13 protein-coding genes and 4 pseudogenes are annotated in these 20,941 nt (G+C 44.8%); 7 read left to right on the forward strand and 10 right to left on the reverse strand.

All coding sequences use genetic code 11. The features are described 5' to 3' along the window. Window positions 1-25 precede the first annotated feature (25 nt). The 3 genes from CLIN57ABFB40_RS15330 to CLIN57ABFB40_RS15340 are packed head-to-tail and all read left to right on the forward strand — an operon-like array spanning window position 26 to window position 6,805. Window positions 26-3,271, forward strand: a complete 3,246-nt coding sequence (locus CLIN57ABFB40_RS15330; RefSeq protein WP_121766504.1) for a SusC/RagA family TonB-linked outer membrane protein — start codon at window positions 26-28, stop codon at window positions 3,269-3,271. 15 nt (window positions 3,272-3,286) lie between these two features. Further along, window positions 3,287-5,215, forward strand: a complete 1,929-nt coding sequence (locus CLIN57ABFB40_RS15335; RefSeq protein WP_024987613.1) for a RagB/SusD family nutrient uptake outer membrane protein — start codon at window positions 3,287-3,289, stop codon at window positions 5,213-5,215. A 36-nt stretch (window positions 5,216-5,251) separates the two neighbouring features. After that, window positions 5,252-6,805, forward strand: a complete 1,554-nt coding sequence (locus tag CLIN57ABFB40_RS15340; RefSeq protein WP_175630892.1) for a LamG domain-containing protein — start codon at window positions 5,252-5,254, stop codon at window positions 6,803-6,805. 116 nt (window positions 6,806-6,921) lie between these two features. Here CLIN57ABFB40_RS15340 and CLIN57ABFB40_RS15345 read toward each other — a convergent pair whose 3' ends face one another. From CLIN57ABFB40_RS15345 to CLIN57ABFB40_RS15365, 6 genes and pseudogenes are all read right to left on the reverse strand, one after another. Further along, window positions 6,922-7,188, reverse strand: a complete 267-nt coding sequence (locus CLIN57ABFB40_RS15345) for a hypothetical protein (RefSeq protein ID WP_167961733.1) — start codon at window positions 7,186-7,188, stop codon at window positions 6,922-6,924. A gap of 283 nt (window positions 7,189-7,471) precedes the next feature. Further along, window positions 7,472-9,028: pseudogene (locus CLIN57ABFB40_RS15350) on the reverse strand (sulfatase). Between the two features lie 93 nt (window positions 9,029-9,121). Further along, window positions 9,122-9,388: pseudogene (locus CLIN57ABFB40_RS15355) on the reverse strand (glycoside hydrolase family 29); the annotation flags it as partial. Window positions 9,389-9,537: 149 nt separating this feature from the next. Continuing rightward, window positions 9,538-10,830, reverse strand: a complete 1,293-nt coding sequence (locus tag CLIN57ABFB40_RS15360; protein WP_175630893.1) for a lamin tail domain-containing protein — start codon at window positions 10,828-10,830, stop codon at window positions 9,538-9,540. Window positions 10,831-11,058: 228 nt separating this feature from the next. Then, window positions 11,059-11,175: pseudogene (locus CLIN57ABFB40_RS20365) on the reverse strand (DUF4857 domain-containing protein); the annotation flags it as partial. Between the two features lie 110 nt (window positions 11,176-11,285). Further along, a complete protein-coding gene (locus tag CLIN57ABFB40_RS15365; protein ID WP_175630894.1) occupies window positions 11,286-12,293 on the reverse strand; it encodes an aspartate-semialdehyde dehydrogenase in 1,008 nt (335 codons plus the stop codon). Window positions 12,294-12,796: 503 nt separating this feature from the next. Between CLIN57ABFB40_RS15365 and CLIN57ABFB40_RS15370 the strand changes: the two genes are divergently transcribed. Genes CLIN57ABFB40_RS15370 through CLIN57ABFB40_RS15380 form a run of 3 tightly spaced genes read left to right on the forward strand, consistent with a single transcriptional unit; the run spans window position 12,797 to window position 16,311 of the window. Continuing rightward, the gene (locus CLIN57ABFB40_RS15370) at window positions 12,797-14,929 is read left to right on the forward strand and encodes a cation:proton antiporter (RefSeq protein WP_175630895.1); all 2,133 of its coding nucleotides are present in this window, start codon (window positions 12,797-12,799) and stop codon (window positions 14,927-14,929) included. Then, window positions 14,911-15,645 (forward strand): ThiF family adenylyltransferase, encoded by a 735-nt coding sequence (locus CLIN57ABFB40_RS15375; RefSeq protein ID WP_175630896.1) that lies wholly within the window; start codon window positions 14,911-14,913, stop codon window positions 15,643-15,645. The genes CLIN57ABFB40_RS15370 and CLIN57ABFB40_RS15375 overlap by 19 nt, the downstream gene beginning before the upstream one ends. Window positions 15,646-15,654: 9 nt before the next feature. Further along, window positions 15,655-16,311, forward strand: coding sequence for an ABC transporter ATP-binding protein (locus tag CLIN57ABFB40_RS15380; protein ID WP_175630897.1), 657 nt, complete (start codon window positions 15,655-15,657; stop codon window positions 16,309-16,311). A 177-nt stretch (window positions 16,312-16,488) separates the two neighbouring features. Here the strand turns inward: CLIN57ABFB40_RS15380 and CLIN57ABFB40_RS15385 are convergent, their stop codons facing one another. Together CLIN57ABFB40_RS15385 and CLIN57ABFB40_RS15390 are read right to left on the reverse strand one after the other, a co-directional pair. Beyond that, window positions 16,489-17,415, reverse strand: coding sequence for a helix-hairpin-helix domain-containing protein (locus CLIN57ABFB40_RS15385; RefSeq protein WP_175631239.1), 927 nt, complete (start codon window positions 17,413-17,415; stop codon window positions 16,489-16,491). Further along, window positions 17,415-18,785: a sodium-dependent transporter gene (locus CLIN57ABFB40_RS15390; protein WP_175630898.1), complete on the reverse strand. Its 1,371-nt coding sequence runs from the start codon at window positions 18,783-18,785 to the stop codon at window positions 17,415-17,417. The genes CLIN57ABFB40_RS15385 and CLIN57ABFB40_RS15390 overlap by 1 nt, the downstream gene beginning before the upstream one ends. Window positions 18,786-18,887: 102 nt before the next feature. On the opposite strand from CLIN57ABFB40_RS15390, the gene CLIN57ABFB40_RS15395 reads away from it, so the two are divergent. Beyond that, window positions 18,888-19,295 carry a VanZ family protein gene (locus CLIN57ABFB40_RS15395; RefSeq protein ID WP_175630899.1) on the forward strand — a complete coding sequence of 136 codons (408 nt, stop codon included), beginning with the start codon at window positions 18,888-18,890 and terminating at the stop codon, window positions 19,293-19,295. Between the two features lie 66 nt (window positions 19,296-19,361). Here CLIN57ABFB40_RS15395 and CLIN57ABFB40_RS15400 read toward each other — a convergent pair whose 3' ends face one another. Beyond that, a complete protein-coding gene (locus CLIN57ABFB40_RS15400; protein ID WP_175630900.1) occupies window positions 19,362-20,660 on the reverse strand; it encodes a UDP-N-acetylmuramoyl-tripeptide--D-alanyl-D-alanine ligase in 1,299 nt (432 codons plus the stop codon). A gap of 90 nt (window positions 20,661-20,750) precedes the next feature. Then, window positions 20,751-20,933, reverse strand: a pseudogene (locus CLIN57ABFB40_RS20525) (hypothetical protein); the annotation flags it as partial. Window positions 20,934-20,941 lie beyond the last annotated feature (8 nt).

Genomic DNA, 20,941 nt, shown 5'->3' on the forward strand with positions numbered 1-20,941 from the left:
TACACATAGAAAATCGAAAATAAAAATGATACATATAAAAAGAAATATTTGTCTGATGGCTGTTTCTTGCGCTTTGCTGGCAGGTATCCCTGTACAAAGTATGGCGCAGACAGGCAGAGCCGCAAGGACACAGGCTTCGCAAAACAATAAGATAACGATATCGGGTACGGTATTGGATAAGACGACAAATGACCCGTTGATTGGTGTGTCTGTTGTGGTAAAAGGAGTAGCCAATGCGGGAACGATTACGGATATGGATGGTAAGTTTACGTTGAAGTTGCCATACGCGGAAGCTCCGCTGGTATTTTCTTACTTGGGTTATCAGCCGCAGGAAATTGTTCCCGGTGCCAAGAAAGACTTGACGGTCTTATTACAGGAAGATACGAAAGCCTTGCAGGAAGTTGTGGTGGTAGGTTACACCAAGCAACGCAAGGAAACGATGGTCGGCTCGGTAGCTACCATTACAACGAAAGACTTGACGCAAAGTCCGACCGCCAATATCAACAATGCACTTGCCGGACGTCTGCCGGGATTGGTTGTGAACCAATATGCGGGTGGTGAGCCGGGTGTTGACCAAAGTGAATTGTTCATCCGTGGTAAAGCTACTTACGGCAATCAGAGTGCTATTGTCATTGTTGACGGAATCGAACGCGACATGAGTTATCTGGCACCGGACGAGATTGAAACATTCACTATTCTGAAGGATGCTTCCGCGACTGCCGCTTACGGTATCCGTGGCGCGAACGGTGTAATCGTGATCACAACCAAACGTGGTAAGGCCGCCGAGAAAGCAACTGTAAACCTGAAAGCCTCTGTCGGTATCAACCAACCTATCGGATTCCCCGAATATTTGGGCTCTGCCGATTATGCTACCTTATATAATGAAGCGCGACTGAATGACGCCAAGATGACAGGCGCAGACATTAGCAGCCTGAATCTTTTCTCTCAACAGGCTATCGACAACTTCCGCCGTGCAAAAGGCGACAACTCCGACGGGCTGGGGTATGACTGGGATTATTATGATTTCGCCTTCAAACCGGGTATGCAGGAAGATGTCAGCCTTTCTATCCGTGGAGGTACGGACAAGGTGCGTTACTATGTGCTGGCTAATTATTTTTCACAGGGCGGTAACTACAAATATTCGAATGCCGGTGAATATAATTCGCAGACCAGATTTACCCGTTACAACTTCCGTTCGAATATTGACATTAATATTAACCGCTATCTGAGTACACGTCTCGACCTGGGTGCCCGTATTACCGACCGTAATGCACCGGGTACTACTGCCGGGCGACTGATGACTATCTGTGCTACGCAACCGCCGTATCTGCCTATCTTGGTAGAGGAGAACTCGCATCCGCAGAATGAAGAATATATTCAGCAGAACTCCCGGGGCATGCTGTATGGTGACAACATCTATCGCTATAATATATTAGGTGAGCTGAGCCGTACCGGTTATCTGAATGAGAAGAATACCTATCTGAACGGTAGCTTTGCCATGAACCTGGATATGGGATTCCTGACAAAAGGGCTGAAAGCGGAAGTGATGTTTTCTTATGATGCTTCCGAAGGACGCTGGATCAACCGCAAGCTGGATACTTATAAGGACGGATACCGTGAATATCCGAAATATGCGACGTTTATGCCGATTGAAGGTTCGGATGCCTATATGGCGGGCGGACATTATACCGGTGCTTACAAGACAGGTAATAAATACGACATCGACCAGACTATCGGCAACGGATTCAGCCATAATGCTTCCGACGGACGGACGTATATACAGGCACGTGTGGACTACAACCGTTTGTTCAACGACCGTCACGAACTGACAGCGATGTTGCTGGCAAACCGTGGCAACCGTACTGTTAATAATGAACTGGCTTATCATAGCCAGGGTATCACCGGACGTTTTGCCTATTATTATAATCAGAAGTACCTGATGGAGTTCAACTTCGGTTACAATGGTTCCGAGAACTTCGCTCCGGACAAACGTTACGGATTTTTCCCCGCAGGTTCTATCGGCTGGGTGATTTCGGAAGAGTCTTTTATGAAGAAGGCTTCCTGGATCGACTTCTTGAAGGTAAGGGCTTCTTATGGTTTGGTAGGTAGTGACAACGTGAGCAGCCGTTTCCCTTATTTAGCTTTCTACGGTAGTGGTAGCAGCTATGATTTCGGCAATAATTTCGGAACGAACGTGGGTGGTACTTCCGAAGGAAACCTGGCAAATGAAAGCCTGACTTGGGAGAAAGCCCGCAAGTTGAATGTAGGTATTGACTTTACTACCTTGAACCAGCGTTTGGCATTGACTGTCGATGCTTTCTATGAATATCGGTTCGATATTATTACGGATATGAATAGTGACGGTATCATGGGATATCCGGACATTGTAGGTAAGGATGCGGCTTTACAGAATTTGGGTGAGGTCAGCAACCGTGGTGTGGACATCGAATTGAGCTGGAACGACAAGATAGGAAAGAATTTCCGTTATTATATTCGTCCGAATCTGACCTTCTCCCGCAACCGCCTGGAATATAAGGCGGAAGTAGCCCGTAAGAACTCCTGGCGTAAAGAAACGGGTAAGCGCCTGTATGAGAACTTTGTCTATGTATTCGACCACTTTGTGGCCGATCAGGAAGAGGCCGACCGCTTGAATAAAATCGGTTATCAGCCATGGGGGCAGTTAATTCCGGGAGATGTCGTTTACAAGGATTTGGATCGCAATGGGGTGATTGACGATGAAGACCGTACGGCTATGGGAAATCCGCGTAGCCCGGAGCTTATGTTCGGTATTCCTTTCGGATTCCAGTATAAGAATTTCGACTTTAGTGTATTGTTGCAGGGAGCCACCAAAACATCTATCCTGTTGAATGGGGCTGCTGTATTTGACTTCCCGCAGTTCGAGCAAGATAAGATCGGGCGTGTGAAGAAGATGCATCTCGACCGTTGGACACCGGAAACGGCTGCTACGGCAAAATATCCGGCTTTGCACTACGGAACGCATGATAACAATAAGAATGGAAACAGCAGCCTGTTCTTGTATGACGCTTCCTACCTTCGTCTGAAGAATGTGGAAATCGGTTATAATGTATCGCCTAACTGGTTGCGTAAGTTCCATGTACAGCAGGCACGTATCTATGTGCAGGGCTTGAATCTGTTGACTTTTGATAAACTGGGTGATGTAGACATCGACCCGGAAACGAAGTCCGGTGACGGTGCTTCCTGGTATCCGATTCAAAAGGTATTCAACTTCGGTATTGATATTACATTCTAAAAACAGTATAGAAACATGAAACAGTTATATAGATTTTCAGCAATCGCTTTATCGCTTCTAACGTTGTCTTTCGCTTCGTGCAATGATTACCTCGACCGGGATGATGATGACAACATTACGGAAGCGGATGTGTTTGCCCGTTATGAGAAAGTAAACGGACTGGTATCGGATGTGTATGCCAAGGCGAAGAAAGCCGACCGTCCGCTGGTGTTTTTCGAACACTTCAGTAACAGTGCCATTACGGACGAATGTGAAGGTACTAACGTAGAAGGGAATATTACGAATAACTTCAATAACGGTGCCTGGAACCCGAACTCCTTGCCGGGTAGCTGCGGTCAGTACTGGGAAAGTTTGTATGAAGGAATCCGTAAGGCGAACTTGATTATAGAAAATGTGGCGAAGTATAATACGCCCGATAATCCTCAACAGGACGGTGACTTGCGTAACCGTATCGGGGAAATGTATTTCATGCGCGGTTATTTCCATATGTTGCTGTTGCGTATGTACGGAGAAGCTCCGTATATTGACTATGTAGTTCATGCCGGAGATAATATGGATTTCAAGAAGGAGTCTGTTCATACGATGGTGGAAAAAATTGTTGCGGACGCACAGACTGCGTATGGTATGGTGCCCAATAAATACGTGAAGACCTCTGAAAACTTCGGGCGTGTGGATAAGGGTGCTTGCCTGGGACTGATTTCCTTTGTCCGCTGGATAGTGGCGACTCCGCTGTGGAATGGAGCTTCCCAATATGGATACAACTTGCGTCGTGTGTTCGAGAATGAATATACGTATGACATCAACCGGTGGAGAAGGGCGAAGGAAGCGGCTAAGGCTGTACTGGATTTTGAAGTTGGTGGTACAAAGCGTTATTCTCTTTATATGAAACATGACGCAAATGATTTCAAAGACCCGGCGGACGGCAACTTGAATGATAGCCGTGTGTATGCCCGCCTGTGGGATATGTTCTATGATATGGATGCGTTTGCCAACGAGTATGTGTTCTTTATGACGAAGAGCAAGGACCAGGCCTGGCAGGGAGATATTTATCCGCCCAGCCGAGAGGGAAGTTCCCGTCAGCAGCCTGTACAGGAACAGGTGGACGAGTATGAATATATCGTAGGTGATTACGGTTATCCTGTATATTCGGCGGAAGCGCGCAAAGGCGGTTATGATGATGCGAATCCGTATGTGAAGGGAACTCGTGACCCACGTTTCTATCGGGATATTATCTATCACGGTGCTCCTTACCGCAACAATAAGAATGAATCGAAAACACTGAATACTGCCAGTGGTTCTGATAAGATAGGAGCAACTAATGCGACGACTACCGGATATTACTTGCGCAAATTCCAGCAGGAGTCCTGGAACAAATCCGGTAACTTCAGTATCAATGCGCCTGCTATCTGGCGCCTGCCTGAATTTATCTATATCTATGCGGAGGCTTGCAATGAGCTGGGAGAGGATTTGGATGAGGCTTATAAATTGGTAAATACCGTCCGCGAACGTTCGTTCATGAAACCGATGCCACCGGAAGTTAAGTCCAATCAGCAGTTGATGCGTGAATATATTCAGCGTGAACGTCGTGTGGAGCTCTTCTATGAAGGCAAACGTCCCTGGACTTGCCGTTTGTATCTGGAACCGACGAGCAAAGAAGAATTGGCTAAAGAGAGTCTTTGGAAATCCAGCGGCAGCGACAACTCAAAACGTACGCAGAAATACTGGGCGGCAAACAACGGAGCGTTGCCCCGTTGCCAAAGGATGATTAACGGAATGCGTCCGGTGCAGGATGAGAATGGTGCTATTACTGTAGACGGTGTAAAATATAGAATGGAACGTTTCTGTGTGGAAGAACGTACGTTCTCCATCCAGCATTATCTGTTCCCGATTCGGCAGAGCGAATTGCAGAAGACACCGTCTATTGAGCAGAATCCGGGATGGTAAACCGATAGGAATGTATAACTTTAAAAAGAAAATCAGATGAAACGAATCTATACATATATGTGTCTGTTGCTTTTATCGGTATTGTCGTTTGCCGTTGCCGGTTGTGACGATGATGACGATGACGATATTGCCAAGGACCTGATAGAATTGATAGTGAATAAACCGGTGATACGTATCGGGCAGAATGAAGAGACCAAAGTGAATATAGTGGTTGGAAACGGAAATTACTCAGTGAGGAGTTTCAATACTGCTATCGCAACGGCTACGGTTTCCGGTGAGGTGGTTACGGTGAGAAGCGGCTCGCAGAATGGAGCCACTACGGTGGAAGTGATGGATGGTGAAGGAGTGATTGCCAATATTTCGGTCAATGTAGGGGTCTTTGAACTGGAAGTGAATGAATCTCAAGTTACGTTGGAAGTGGGGGACGAAAAACAGTTGATTGTCAGCATGGGAAACTTCTCCAGTAATGATGAATTGTCTTATACGGTGGGTGATGAAACGATTGTCGGCATGGTCAATACTGATGTGTTCCGTCCTTTCTATACATTGACGGGGTTGAAGAGCGGACATACCACGGTGACTTTCACCGACCATAAGGGAAAGCAGGCTACGATTCAAGTAACAGTGAATCCTATCTCTATTGATGTATCCAACCTGACTCCGAGAGTCGGTGTGAACAACAAGGTGATGATTACTGTAGAAAAAGGAAACGGAGGTTATAGTCTTACAGCGGAAGATGATGAGATAGTCGGTGTTCAGCAGGTGGATGATACCCGTTTCAATCTGATTGGTAAGAAGGCAGGTGTCACCACAGTGGTTGTCAAAGACCAGGCAGACCAGGAATTATCTTTGACTGTAACAGTGGTACTGGCAGATAGAGTGGCGAACTTGGGTAGCAGCAATTATTTCCATGTACCGTTTACGTATAATGGGGTGGCGGACGAATCGCTGAAGAGTGTGAGCACAATCACGTTTGAGGCTCGTTTCAATATTGAGTCGTTGAATGGAAGCGGTGATGCGCGGATTAATACGGTGATGGGAATCGAGAAAAACTTCTTATTGCGTGTGGATGTTCATAAGGACGATAGTGATACGGAATCACGTTATCTTCAGTTGGCAGCAGACGATAAAGGTAAAATCCGATATGAAGGCTCCACTAAGATAGAGACTAATAAGTGGTATGATGTTGCCGTGGTTCTGGATGATAGCAAGAGTGGCAGTGACCGGATTGCCTTGTATGTGAATGGTGTGAAGGAAACGCTCCAATATACAAGTGGCACACCGGATGATTTGAAGAATATTAACCTGACTTCCAACTTCTACATCGGTCAGTCTGACAGCAAACGCCGCTTGAATGGTGCTATCAGTTACGCCCGTATCTGGACGAAAGCATTGACGGAACAGCAGATTGCAGACCAAAGTGGCAAGATACTGAATGAGGAAGCGGAAGGAATGATTGCCAACTGGTTGTTCAATAATGGAAACGGAAATATTAAAACATTTGTTTCTTTAGCGGACAAGAGCTTTGAAGCTGAAGCGGCAAGTGTGGTTTCTACGTGGAAAGCAGACCCGATATTGACAGTGGAATAAGAAACGAATAGAAAGAACAAAAAAGCCATCCCCGGAATAGACGAAGTAGGGATGGCTTTTTTTGTAGTGTGCTTACTATTATTCGGCAGACTATGTCCTGCTTGTTGTTGGCAAGGTTATTCCTTGACAGGCTCAGCCGGTTTGTCTTTGGATGCAGTGTCTTTCACTACTGTATCATTGACAAAAGCGGTTGGTGCACTCAGTTCCGTTTTCACAGGCTCGTCTTTGGTTACAGTATCTTTCACTACTGTATCATTAACGATAAGTGAGGCATTAACTCCTGCCTGGGCTGTCACAGCTTCTGCGGAGTTCTGAGCCTTTACAAGGAATGAACCACCACAAACAAACATAAACATTGCTACTACTAATACTAATTTTTTCATAATCTTTTGCTTTAATGATAATTAGAAATATGTTTTCAATTCTCTACTTTTGTGTTAAGGAATTGGTTATTACTATTACATTGACTTTTAATATAGCTCAAAGTGTGTGCCAAAGAAAAAATATTCATGTAAGTTGTTGATATATAATGTTGTAATGGTCGTTTTGGATAGGGCAGATGTGTAGAAAGCAATGGGGAATATGTGGAAAGTGTGGCGGGGAGTGTGGAATAAATCCACACTCCCCGCCACACTTTATGTTTTAAACACTCCTTTGCTGAATGAACTAATTGATTTCATCCGGCCACGGACATGGCTTGCCGGTTGCTTTGACAGTTGGACGCTGTGCGTCTACTTTTCTCAGGTAGCTACCTAATTCTTTAGATAGTTTTTTCACAATGTCCGGATGCTGTGTGCTGAGGTCATTACTCTCACCTATATCATTCGGGATATTGAATAATTCTTTTTTCCCGCTGCCATAATAATAAATCAATTTCCAGTCTCCGTTACGGACTGCACAGTTGAAGTTAATACCCGGTCCGTCATTTCCCCAGTTGTTGGGCATGTTCCAGAAAAGGCTGCGTCCTTTGGATGGATTACCTGTCTGTTTCAGTAAAGGCAGAAAACTGATTCCGTCTATCGGCTGGACTGTTCTATATTTCTTAATTCCTGCCATTTCGAGGATACTTGGGTAGAAGTCCTCAATCAGCAGATAGTCATCGCATTTACTGCCCGGAGCTACCACTCCCGGCCAACTGACAATCATCGGCTCGCGGATACCACCTTCGTAAGTCGAGCCTTTCCCGCTGTTTAAGGGATAGTTTTGTGTATGCAACTTTCCGTCACGCCATCCGGATTCCGAAGCAAGTCCACCGTTATCGCTCATAAAGATGATGATAGTATTGTCGGCTTCTCCATTCTTCTCCAACCAGTCCATCAGGTCGCCTAAGCTCTTATCCATTCCTTCAATAAGGGTGGCATAAGCGGCTTCGTGGTCGGTCATACCTTTTTTCTTGTATTTATCGTAGAAGCGCATGTCTTTGTTCAGAGGGATATGGATAGCATATTGAGCCATATACAAATAGAAAGGCTGATTGTATTTCTTGGCTTTGTCCAATGCTTTGATAGCTTCCAGCGTTAATGCTTCGGTAACGAACGTTTCCGTACCCCAGTATTTCTCAAGTCCCGGAACAGCCATGAGTGAAACCGGTTTTCCGTCTTTGGTATGTCCGTAATTCTCTTCTCCGAGATAGCTGGCAAGTCCGCCGGCAGCATGTCCGGCTATGTTTACCTCGAATCCTCAATGGTGTGGGTCTTCTCCCGGAGTGTCAATAGAACCGAAATGGGCTTTTCCGCAATGGATGGTATGATAACCGCTGTCCTTTAGGATTTGTACGAAAGAAGTTCCTACAAAGGTATTGTTAGTGCCGGGCACTTGGCTGACACCGTTATAATTCCAGTCGGGAACAGCCAGCAGGTTGTCCTTGCGGTCTGTCATCGTGTTCTTTTGCAGTGTCCAGTTGGTTACACGGTGGCGGGCTGCATTCGTTCCGGTGATGAGGCTGCATCGGGTGGGGGAACTGATACTGCTGGCATACGCTTGGGTGAACATCATTCCCTGGCGAGCCAACCGTTCCATGTTCGGAGTCTCGTACAGTTCGTTGTAATGCGTCTTTTGTGTCCAAAAAGGAAGTGACGTGTCCTGCCATCCCATGTCATCCACCATAAAGAGAATGATATTCGGGCGTTTGTCCGTACGTTCTGTTTGTACGTTGCTTTGTGCTTGCAGGGTGGTTGCTGCAAAGGGTACGAGTGCGAGGGGAAATAGTGTCTTTTTATTCATGGGGGAAAGTTTGGTGTTATTTCTTTATTTTAATAATGCCGGGCTTTTCTGACTATTTTTTACTCTATGGAATATGCACTGAAATTGATAATATCCGGTAGCTTTAGCAGATTCTATCCATTGGTCGGTGTTTAATTCTGTCGGGTTGAAAATATTATAATCTTCAATGGGGTTGATACGGTTGTTACCTTGTCCGTAACGGATGCCGTCGAATACATGCAAATCGTAATGAAATACAGCCCCCATCTCTGCTTCGTGCCATTTCAATTGATGATGTTTTGGGACAGGGATGCCCTGTTCTTGTGCGACTCCGTAGATAGAGCAACAGATAAAAATAAGAATAAAGTAGCTTCTTCTCATTGTATTGATTTAATTAAGGGTATTACATCAGATTGCAAATGTACGCAAATATAGTCTTTTTGAATATATAATTTCTTTCATTTAATAGGTGTGTTTCATTCAAAACCATATAAAAAGCAACTACTCCAAGGTACTCAGTGAGGGCGAGTTTATTCTCGTGAGTTTATTTTCCCCGGTGTCCCGCCAGTAGAATCTTTGGAAGAATTCCAGTTCTTTCTGGTTGAAGAAGGTAATTCCGGTGAAAGCTTTTCGAGGGAGATGCCTTGATGTCTTTTATTGCTAGAGCTATGCATGGATTCAAAATAGCTGCACTTGTCGATAAGCCGTGACTTTTCTTCATTAGTCATTATTGCCAGATAGCTGTCTTCATTAGTCAACTTGGGGAAGTTGGATATTTCTATGATGGTCTCTTTACTAACTTTATGCTTCCTGATGAGCGTAGCGGCAGATTTAGTAAGACATATATAGCCATAAGGGGGAATACTTATTTCCTGAATGCCGTCCGGCTGCTGCAGGATAACTGTCGTCTTGGTCTCTGTAGAATTAGAACCTGTATCGACATATCTTATGAGTTTTAATGATGGAACAGCGACGGTGGAACCGGACGGGTTATAGAGTTCTATGTACTCTGCACCGTCTGTTGCATTATCATACATCACTTCATTGAATGATAGCATGTTTCTGACTTCTTCCGGATAATCGGGCAGAACCGGGTCTGCGGGAGTTTCAGGCTTATCCGGTGTGTCGTCGGGGTTGGGAGTAGTTTCTATATTATTCGTTAGCTGTACATGATGGAATATGAATCCTTTGCTGCGAGTTTTTGTATAAACGCAATATATGCCTGAACAGACAGAGTTTTGTATGCTGGTGTCTTTTACCTGCTTCTCTTTAGTGTACTCGCTCTCCGATTCCAATCGTGTCCAAAAAGTCCAGTAACCGTTGTTGTCACATTCTACTTTTATGTATAGTTTCGGTGAATTATTTCCTTTCATTAGTTCTCTTCCCGAAGCTAATAGTTTCCGTTGCTCACCGTTCTGACGGTAAAGTGCTACATTATCTTTTGCTCCACCTATTTGTACATAATAACCGTTTAAATTGCCGGACAGTATATTGGAAGAGGATGCTAAATAAAACCGTGCGTAATTATTAGCAGATGGATTGAAGGTGAGATGAACTCCAAATTCCCAACGGGTATTTCTTACGGTAGTGGACGGGATTGTAATAAATGCTGTTCCACCGTCTTCCTGTGGAGCGTCCAAGCGCACTCCTTCTTTTGCATTGATAGTGAATTTATCCGTTTCTCCTTCCCAAGGGAGTTCGGCGGTGGCATTATCTTCCTCTTCTAGATAGGTTTCCTTTTCTTCGTCATCGGCAGGGAGTGAACAACTATAAATTAGAGTCATGAAAAGACTTAAGAGGAGAAGCGCTTTGTAAATTCTCATACGGTTAGATTCTTAGATTATTATCAGCATCTTTCACCGTATTTGTTTGTGTATAACGCAGAGGCAATTGCGGCTTGAAGTACTTTCTATGGTTGCAAAGGTATGTATTTCTGTTGAATAACTGAAAAATATTCCTTTTTGTTTTGGGCAAATAGCAAAAAAGAGTGCGCCAAAGATTAGATTACCGACCTTTGATACCCCCGCTTTCTTATATACTATATCAAAATATTATTCGAAGCGCGGCATCACGTATTTATCCGTATAGGAAGTAAAAGTAATTCCCGGCATAGAATGAACATTCGACTTATTTTCTAATGCTTTAATCAGTGAATAATCATTGGCATTCTAAAAAAAAAGAAAACCGGCTTGCATTGCGAATACTATCGCGTTGCAAGCCGGTTCATTAACTAGGCTTATCTTTGTACATGTCCGGATTTTATCTCCGCACTAATCTATTATATATTTTTTACTTTAATCAGATACTCGGCAATCTGAACGGCGTTCAGTGCGGCACCTTTCTTAATCTGGTCACCTACAATCCAGAAAGTCAGTCCGTTCTCGTTCGTCAGGTCTTTGCGGATACGTCCTACGTAAACCGGGTCTTTACCTGCCAGGAACAACGGCATCGGATATTCTTTCTCAGCAGGATTGTCCTGAAGAACTAGTCCTTCGCCATTAGCGAACGCTTCGCGGGCTTCTTCTACGGAAATCGGACGTTCTGTTTCCACCCAAATGCTTTCGGAGTGGGCACGCAATGCAGGAACGCGTACGCAAGTTGCACTGACCTTGATATCGGAATGCATGATTTTGCGTGTCTCGTTGAACATCTTCATCTCTTCCTTGGTGTAACCGTTTTCTGTGAATACGTCAATCTGAGGAATCAGGTTGAAAGCCAACTGATACGCGAACTTCTCTACGGTTACAGGTTCGTTAGCCAATACCTGGCGATATTGTTCGTACAATTCGTCCATAGCGGCGGCACCTGCGCCGCTCGCTGCCTGATAGGTAGACACGTGCACGGTTTTTATATGAGAAAGCTTTTCGATGGCTTTCAGTGCAACTACCATCTGGATAGTTGTACAGTTAGGGTTGGCAATGACGCCGCGAGGACGCTCCAATGCGTCTTCGGCATTTACTTCAGGCACTACCAAAGGCACATCGGCATCCATACGGAATGCGCTGGAGTTGTCAATCATCACAGCACCATACTTGGTGATTGTTTTCTCGAACTCCTTGGATGTTCCTGCTCCGGCAGAAGTGAAAGCAATGTCTACCCCTTTAAAGTCATCGTTGTGTTGTAAGAGTTTCACCTCGATTTGTTTACCGCGGAAAGTATAAGTTGTTCCGGCACTACGTTTAGAACCGAACAAAACTAACTCGTCCAACGGGAAGTTTCTTTCATCGAGCACGCGCAGGAATTCCTGTCCCACGGCTCCGCTTACGCCAACAATAGCTACTTTCATCTTTTTCTTTTGTTAAATTGTGAATATTGAATTTCTCTCTATCCGCTGTCGAATAGAAGATATTTGGCTGCAAAATTATAACAATTTAGCATATAAACATCGCTTTTGAGAGAAATATTTCCGTTTTTCGGCGGATTACTTAAACCTTACGTATAGTCAGGTGTAGTTGCCGGACAGGATAAACGCACCAAAAGTGAACCATTTCCCGTCACGGTACTAATCGGATTGGTTTTGTTGCCTGATTAGACTTTCTTTATTGCCTATTATTACTTCGTTACACTATAGTGTTCCGTAAGGATAACTATAGTCTTCCTTGCGTTACACTATAGTTATCCGCAAGGGAGACTATAGTGTAACGAAATAAAAGTGACTGACGAAATATATCTTGATAGGTAAGCGGTGAAAAAGAAATGCCTGTAGCTTACATTAATACAGTTTGGACATTCATTGTGATTCTGCAAACTTTTTTGTTCCTTTGCATTGAATTCCTAAAGCCACAGCTTATGAACTTGTTTGATTTTAATTTAACCTTACCGATAACCGACCCGACCTGGGTATTCTTTCTGGTATTGATTATTATTCTGTTTGCTCCTATGATTCTGGGGCGTCTCCATATACCTCATATTATAGGCATGATTCTGGCAGGTGTCCTGATTGGCGAACATGGTTTCCATGTGCTCGACCGTGACAGCAGCTTCGAACTCTTCGGCAAAGTGGGATTATACTATATCATGTTCCTTGCCGGACTTGAAATGGATATGGAAGATTTCAAGAAGAACCGGACGAAAAGTATCGTGTTCGGCTGGCTTACCTTTCTTATTCCGATGGGACTGGGAATCTGGAGCAGTATGAGTATGCTGGGCTATGGCTTTCTCACTGCTGTGCTACTGGCGAGTATGTATGCTTCCCATACGTTGATTGCTTATCCTATTATAAGCAGGTACGGATTGTCTCGTCTGCGCAGTGTCAATATAACTATCGGTGGCACAGCAGTGACCGTAACGTTGGCTCTGATTATCCTTGCCGTGATAGGCGGTATGTTCAAAGGAAACGTCGACGGCTGGTTTTGGGGCTTTCTTGTGGCAAAAGTGGCTTTTCTCGGATTCCTGATTGTTTTCTTCTTCCCTCGTATCGGCCGTTGGTTTTTCCGGAAGTACGATGACAGCGTGATGCAGTTTGTATTCGTATTGGCGATGGTCTTTCTCGGTGGCGGATTGATGGAGTTTGTGGGAATGGAAGGCATCCTGGGAGCTTTCCTTGCCGGACTGGTCTTGAACCGTCTGGTGCCTCATGTATCTCCTTTGATGAATCGTCTGGAGTTTGTAGGAAACGCGCTGTTTATTCCTTATTTCCTGATTGGTGTCGGAATGATTATTGATGTAAGAAGCCTGTTTACCGGTGGGGAAGCGCTGAAAGTGGCGGTTGTGATGACGGTGGTGGCTACTTTCAGCAAATGGCTGGCTGCATGGGTTACGCAGAAGATTTATGGCATGCACTCCAATGAGCGGAGTATGATATTCGGTCTGAGTAATGCGCAGGCGGCGGCTACGTTGGCGGCAGTATTGATTGGGCACGAAATTGTTATGGAGAATGGCGAACGGTTATTGAATGATGATGTATTGAACGGTACGGTTGTGATGATTCTCTTTACTTGCGTCATCAGTTCGTTGGTGACGGAGCGTGCGGCACGTCGTTTTGCGCTGGATGAAACTACACAGTCGGAAGAAGGAACAAAGAAAAGCAATGAACAGATATTGATTCCGGTCGCTAACCCGGATACGATTGAAGACCTTATCAACCTTGCGTTGGTGATAAAGGACGCTAAACAGAAAAATGCGTTGATAGCGTTGAATGTCATCAATGATAATAACAGTTCGGAGAAGAAGGAGTTGCAGGGAAAACGTAATCTGGAGAAGGCTGCAATGATTGCTGCCGCTGCCGATGTGCCTGTCACTATGGTGAGCCGTTATGATTTGAATATCGCTTCGGGGATTATCCATACAATCAAGGAATATGAAGCTACGGATGTTGTCATCGGTCTGCACCGGAAAGCCAATATAGTGGATTCTTTCTTCGGGCATCTGGCGGAAAGCCTGTTGAAAGGCACGCACCGCGAAGTGATGATTGCCAAATTCCTGATGCCGGTGAATACTTTGCGGCGAATCAATATTGCCGTTCCGCCGAAAGCCGAATATGAGACGGGTTTTGCGAAATGGGTGGAACACTTCTGCCGGATGGGGAGCATCCTGGGATGCCGCGTGCATTTCTTTGCGAATGAACGGACATTGATGAGGCTTCAGCAACTTGTGAAGAAAAAGTATGCAGGGACGCCGACGGAGTTCTCTACGATGGAAGAATGGGAAGACCTTCTTTTATTAACAGGGCAAGTGAATTACGATCACCTGCTGGTGGTTATTTCCGCCCGTAGCGGTTCTATCTCTTATGATTCTTCTTTCGACCGCCTGCCCGCGCAACTTGGAAAATATTTCTCTAATAATAGTTTGATTATTTTATATCCCGACCAGTTCGGCGAGCCGCAGGAGATTGTTTCTTTCTCTGACCCTCGTGGGCATAATGAGTCGCAGCACTATGAAAAGGTTGGTAAATGGTTCTATAAATGGCTAAAGAAAAACTGATGGAAGAAAATAACTGGCAGCAAAGGACGGAACTCCTTCTCGGTGAGGAAAAGATGAACCGCATCCGGAATTCCCACGTATTGGTAGTAGGTCTGGGCGGGGTAGGGGCTTATGCCGCCGAGATGATTTGCCGTGCGGGAGTGGGACGAATGACGATTGTAGATGCCGATACGGTGCAGCCTACCAATATAAACAGGCAGTTGCCTGCCATGCATTCTACTTTGGGACTGACGAAGGCGGAAGTATTGGCTGCCCGTTATAAGGATATTAATCCGGATATTGAGTTGGCTGTTCTGCCGGTCTATCTCAAAGATGAAAATATACCAGAACTGTTGGATGCCGCCAAGTATGACTTTATAGTAGACGCCATAGATACTATCAGTCCGAAATGCTATCTGATTAGTGAAGCGATGAAGCGGCGCATCAGGATTGTTTCCAGTATGGGGGCAGGAGCGAAGAGTGATATTACCCAAGTACGTTTTGCCGACCTTTGGGATACCTATCATTGCGGGTTAAGCAAAGCGGTGCGGAAACGCTTGCAGAAGATGGGAATGAAGCGGAAACTCCCGGTAGTATTCAGTACCGAACAGGCCGATCCGAAAGCGGTACTGCTGACTGATGATGAGCAGAATAAGAAATCGACCTGTGGAACGGTCAGTTATATGCCGGCAGTGTTCGGGTGCTACTTGGCGGAATATGTCATTAAACGATTATAAAAGGCTGTTATGATAAAACTAGAAGGAATTACGAAGAGTTTCGGTTCGTTGCAGGTGCTGAAAGGGATTGATTTGGAAATCAATAAGAGCGAGATTGTCAGTATTGTAGGCCCGAGTGGGGCAGGTAAAACTACACTGTTGCAGATAATGGGTACTTTGGACGAGCCGGATGCAGGTATGGTCGAGATTGACGGAACCGTGGTCAGCCGGATGAAAGAGAAGGCGTTGTCTGCTTTCCGTAATAAGAATATTGGTTTCGTGTTCCAGTTTCATCAACTTCTGCCGGAATTTACGGCATTGGAGAATGTGATGATTCCTGCGTTTATTGCAGGTGTCTCTTCGAAAGAGGCAAATGACCGTGCGGTGAAGATTCTGGAGTTTATGGGGCTTGCCGACCGGGCTTCTCACAAGCCGAACGAATTGTCGGGCGGAGAGAAACAACGGGTAGCTGTGGCGCGTGCCTTAATCAACGACCCGGCTGTTATTCTGGCAGACGAACCATCCGGTAGTTTGGATACGCATAATAAAGAAGATTTACATCAACTGTTCTTCGATTTGAGGGATAGGTTGGGGCAGACATTTGTCATCGTCACTCATGACGAGGGACTGGCCAAAATCACCGACCGGACGGTGCATATGGTCGATGGCATGATTAAAAAAGATTAATTAGGAACCTTATTTCTAAAAATACATACCAAAAAGGTAGAACTTAGCAGAAGTTCTATCTTTTAGTTATATATTTATAGTCGCTTCTCTACGGAAGTCTGTGAAGATGATAGTAGAGTGTTTGTTTTGTTTGTGTGTGATGCATTCTTGTCTGGTGTGATAGGAATGCATCTTTTTTTATAAATCACAACAAACGTAAGGTTCGAGCCTTTCCAAATCTGCCGGAGTGAACTCTTCATAGAGCGATAGCTGTTTCAGGCTTTTTATACTTCCTTTCTTTTTCCGGTATTCTACGATGATTTTCGCTTGATAGAAGTTGATATACGGATGATACGTCATTCGTTCCAGGCTTGCTTTATTTAAGTTGATACGGTGTATCTGTCCGGCGTCAATGGAAAACCAGGGACGGAGCTTCTCTGCTTTTAGCTGAATCTCCTGCAATTGCTCTATCCGGCAGAAGGCTCCCAGCCGCTTACGGTAATTTACAATCTTACGGGCAATAGCGCTTCCGATTCCGGGAATCTTCTTTAATTCGGTTGTATCGGCAGAATTGAGACTGATGATAGTGCCGGGTTGATACTTGAATATGCTATCCTGCTGTGTGCTTTTTGTTGTTAATAGCTGTATTGTATCTCTTGTTTCTCTTGGCTCGGAACTTTTCGCAATCTGAATATAAGGAAGCAGTGTCTTATATTGTTCTTCTGTCAGTCCGTATATTTTCCGGAAGTCTTCCGGGTGGTGGAATCGTCCCTGTTTGCTACGATAACGCAGGATGTTCTTAGCCATCCATGACGGTAGTCCAAGAGACAGAAAAGTCATGGAGTCGGCCGTATTTGGGTCAAAGACGGTAAGCCTTATTTCTCTTTTGGGAGATGACCGGAAGGAGCTGTCGGTAGATTTTCTGTGTGGTTTTATCTCTTCGAGGGAAGAGATAAATTCATTTAATTCTTTTTCGAATTTCTCTTGTTCCGCGGCATCCATCTCTTTGGGATGGACGAAAAGCGTGAAGAGCTTAGGAATTGCGAATGTTCCTAAAATAAGAACGACAAGGACGATAATTCCTTGTCGTTCGGTTTTAGTGAAATAAAAAAAGTCTTTCCACATCATAGTTTGATGAATCCTAATTCGTTGATAAATATCAGTGTGATGGCAACCGGGGCGATATATTTCAATATGAAGATGATTAGTTTATACACGGGAACTTTCAATGAACCGTCATTCGTAATCTCCGACCATGCTATTTTCTTGTCGAGATACCATCCCGTGAAAAGGGAGATACACAATCCGCCGAGCGGCAACATGATTTTAGCCGTAACAAAGTCGAAGAGGTCGAACGTTCCCAGTCCAAGGACCGTGAATCCTTTTGTGACTCCCAATGACAAGGAACAGAATATTCCCAGGAATATACATCCTCCGGTGACCAGCCTTGCCGCTTTTCCCCGGGAGAGTTTGAACTCTTCGTGCAAATAAGCCGTCACCACTTCGTGCAGTGAAATGGTGGAAGTCAATGCAGCCATTGCCAGTAGGGTATAGAACATCACAGAGAATATGTATGCTAATACGGGTACTCCGCTAAATGCCTGTTGGAATACATTAGGCAGCGTAATGAAGATAAGACTCGGCCCTGAACCGGGTTGGATGCCTACGGAGAAAGCTGCCGGAAAGATGATAAAGCCCGCCAATATGGCTACAAGAGTGTCAATGATGCCTACGCTGAATGCGGTTTTAGTCAGATTGGTTTCTTTACTGAAATAGGAAGCATAAGTACAAAGGCAACCCATTCCCAAGCTAAGGGAGAAGAAGGCTTGTCCCATCGCGCTAAGGAATACATTCCCGTCCACTTTGCTGAAATCCGGTTTCAGCAGAAACTCGATGCCTGCACCGGCTCCCGGCAGAGAGACTGAACAGACTACCAGTATGAGTATAATAATAAATAAGGTAGGCATCATAATCTTGGAAGATTTCTCGATGCCTTTTTCTACTCCTTTTACGATGATAAAATGAGTAACCAGCAAGAAAGCCACCAACCATACCACAGGACGCCAGGGGTTGCTGGAGAAATCTTGGAAAGAAGTAATGAACTCATTGGGCGTTTTACCAGCAAAGCCATTCGTGACGGCTTCAAAAACATATTCAAGCGTCCATCCTGCCACTACTGAATAATAACTGAGTATCAGGAAGCCTGCCAATACCCCCATGCGCCCTACCCAACGCCAATGTGTGCCGGGAGCGAGTTTTTGATAGGCGCCTGCGGTGTTTGCTCTCGAACGGCGTCCTATAAGAAACTCGGCAATCAAAATGGGAAGTCCGAGAAGAAGCACACAGCCTAAATAAATCAAAATAAAAGCCGCACCCCCATGATTTCCTGTCTCATAAGGGAATCTCCATATATTGCCCAATCCTACAGCCGACCCGGCGGAAGCAAGTATTACGCCTAATTTACTGCCGAAGTTCGCTCTATCATTTTTCGTCATAAATCTTGTTTTATCTTACAAATCGTTATAAATATACGTATGAAAGTGCAAATATAGAAAATGATGCTTATATTTGCATCGAACCTGTAATTTTATTTAGATATGCTATCTTATATTAAGAAATATCCCGTTTCGCTTTTTATCATATTGACTGTGATTTACCTATCGTTCTTCAAGCCGCCCAAGACGGATTTGAATGAGATTCCCAACTTGGACAAGTTAGTTCATATTTGCATGTATTTCGGTATGTCGGGAATGTTATGGTTGGAATTTTTGTGGGCGCACCGCAGGGATAATGCTCCTATGTGGCATGCTTGGGTAGGTGCCTTCATTTGCCCTGTGCTTTTCAGTGGTTGTGTGGAGTTGTTGCAGGAATACTGTACCAGTTATCGTGGTGGGGATTGGATGGACTTTGCAGCCAATTCTACGGGAGCGATTTTGGCGAGTTTACTTGCCTATTATGTGGTACGACCAAGAATGAATAAAAAAGAGAATGCACCAAAAAGTTAGTATTTACTTCTTTTTGACGCATTCTCTTTTTATTTTATAGTATTTTGCTTCTAATTATTCCACTGTTTATAAGTGTTCTACTGTCGAACTGAGTTTGATGCCGTTGGAACCTTTGATGAGAATGGTGTATCCTTTCGGTTTATTAGTTTCCAGTTCTTTGATGACTTCCTGCACATTGGCATAAGTCTTGAAGGAATGTTGTGCGGCTGCGAACTGTTCGCCTACAAGCCAGACTTTCTCAAAACCGTTCTCCTTGATGTAATCTACAATCTTCTGGTGTTCGGCTGCACTTTCGGGACCGAGTTCCCTCATATCTCCCAATAGGAGCATCTTATGGGGAACAGTCATATTACGGAAGTTCTGTAAGGCAGCCATCATGCTGGTCGGATTTGCATTGTATGCGTCAATAATCAACGTGTTGTCTTCTGTCTTTTTGAGTTGGGAGCGGTTGTTTTGTGGGGTATATTCTGCCAGGGCTTCGTCAATCTTTTGTGCTTCTACTCCGAAGAAACGCCCGATAGTAATGGCAGCCAGGGCATTTGGGAAATTATATTCTCCGATTAACTGCGTGCGTACTTGGTGAATCTCTCCGTCTTTTCCCGCCTTCCATTCGAAAGTAAGATAAGGGGAATTGTCCGTAATGCGTCCGTTGATATACAATCCGTCTTCCGTACCGTAAGAAACCAGGTTCAGTCCGCCGGCTATATTCATTAAATAGGAATTGTCGTGATGGATGAAAACGGTGGAATCACTTTTGGGACGAAGGAAGTCATAGAGTTCTCCTTTCGTCTTGATAACTCCCTCGAACGAACCGAATCCTTCCAGATGGGCTTTGCCTACATTGGTGATGATGCCGTAATCCGGTTCGGCTATTCCGCAAAGGAACTTGATTTCTCCCTGGTGGTTGGCTCCCATTTCGATGACGGCAAGGTCGTGTTCCGGTTTCAACCGGAGCAGGGTAGCCGGCACGCCGATATGATTATTGAGGTTGCCTAAGGTATAGAGCACATTATGGGCTTTGCAAAGGACGGAGGAAATCAATTCCTTGGTAGTTGTCTTGCCATTCGTACCGGTGATGCCGATAATCCGTGTGCCGAGCTGGCGGCGGTGGTAATTGGCAAGTTGTTGCATGGTTTGCAGGCAGTCGTCTACAAGTATATAGCGTCTGTCGCCTTCTACGGCATATCCGGCCTCATCGACAATGGCATACGCGCACCCGGAATTTAATGCCTTTTCGGCAAATGCATTGCCGTTGAACGACTCGCCTTTCAAGGCGATAAACAAAGAACCGTCCGGGCAGTTCCGGCTGTCAGTTGTGACTGATTGGCACTCCTGAAAAATTTTGTAAAGAGCAGAAAGTTTCATAACCTGAACTTTAATTTAAAACGTTGCAAAGATAGGCTATTCTTTCGGAATTGGCAGGAGTTAGGAGTGTTTTTTACTCAGGCGTAAGCCAAAGGTAAAGTCCAGTTGGGTGGCGATAGCTACTGCCCGCATGCGTGTGTCATGCCGCCCGGCAGCCATATTGAATAATGTGTCAGACATACTGAGCACAACAGGTTCCATCAAGTATTCCTGACAACGCTGATAATATTCGTACGGAGTAGAATCAACGTTGAATGTTTCGGTCTCTTTTATTTATTATT

Source organism: Bacteroides acidifaciens (genome assembly GCF_903181435.1).
Taxonomy (GTDB): domain Bacteria; phylum Bacteroidota; class Bacteroidia; order Bacteroidales; family Bacteroidaceae; genus Bacteroides.

Bases quoted from the DNA above. Each gene is read 5' to 3' on its own strand.
- CLIN57ABFB40_RS15400 (WP_175630900.1), bottom strand. From the start codon at position 20,660: ATGAAACTTTCTGCTCTTTACAAAATTTTTCAGGAGTGCCAATCAGTC.
- CLIN57ABFB40_RS15365 (WP_175630894.1), bottom strand. From the start codon at position 12,293: ATGAAAGTAGCTATTGTTGGCGTAAGCGGAGCCGTGGGACAGGAATTC.
- CLIN57ABFB40_RS15340 (WP_175630892.1), top strand. From the start codon at position 5,252: ATGAAACGAATCTATACATATATGTGTCTGTTGCTTTTATCGGTATTG.
- CLIN57ABFB40_RS15345 (WP_167961733.1), bottom strand. From the start codon at position 7,188: ATGAAAAAATTAGTATTAGTAGTAGCAATGTTTATGTTTGTTTGTGGT.
- CLIN57ABFB40_RS15390 (WP_175630898.1), bottom strand. From the start codon at position 18,785: ATGACGAAAAATGATAGAGCGAACTTCGGCAGTAAATTAGGCGTAATA.
- CLIN57ABFB40_RS15360 (WP_175630893.1), bottom strand. From the start codon at position 10,830: ATGAGAATTTACAAAGCGCTTCTCCTCTTAAGTCTTTTCATGACTCTA.
- CLIN57ABFB40_RS15370 (WP_175630895.1), top strand. From the start codon at position 12,797: ATGAACTTGTTTGATTTTAATTTAACCTTACCGATAACCGACCCGACC.
- CLIN57ABFB40_RS15395 (WP_175630899.1), top strand. From the start codon at position 18,888: ATGCTATCTTATATTAAGAAATATCCCGTTTCGCTTTTTATCATATTG.
- CLIN57ABFB40_RS15375 (WP_175630896.1), top strand. From the start codon at position 14,911: ATGGCTAAAGAAAAACTGATGGAAGAAAATAACTGGCAGCAAAGGACG.
- CLIN57ABFB40_RS15330 (WP_121766504.1), top strand. From the start codon at position 26: ATGATACATATAAAAAGAAATATTTGTCTGATGGCTGTTTCTTGCGCT.
- CLIN57ABFB40_RS15385 (WP_175631239.1), bottom strand. From the start codon at position 17,415: ATGTGGAAAGACTTTTTTTATTTCACTAAAACCGAACGACAAGGAATT.
- CLIN57ABFB40_RS15380 (WP_175630897.1), top strand. From the start codon at position 15,655: ATGATAAAACTAGAAGGAATTACGAAGAGTTTCGGTTCGTTGCAGGTG.
- CLIN57ABFB40_RS15335 (WP_024987613.1), top strand. From the start codon at position 3,287: ATGAAACAGTTATATAGATTTTCAGCAATCGCTTTATCGCTTCTAACG.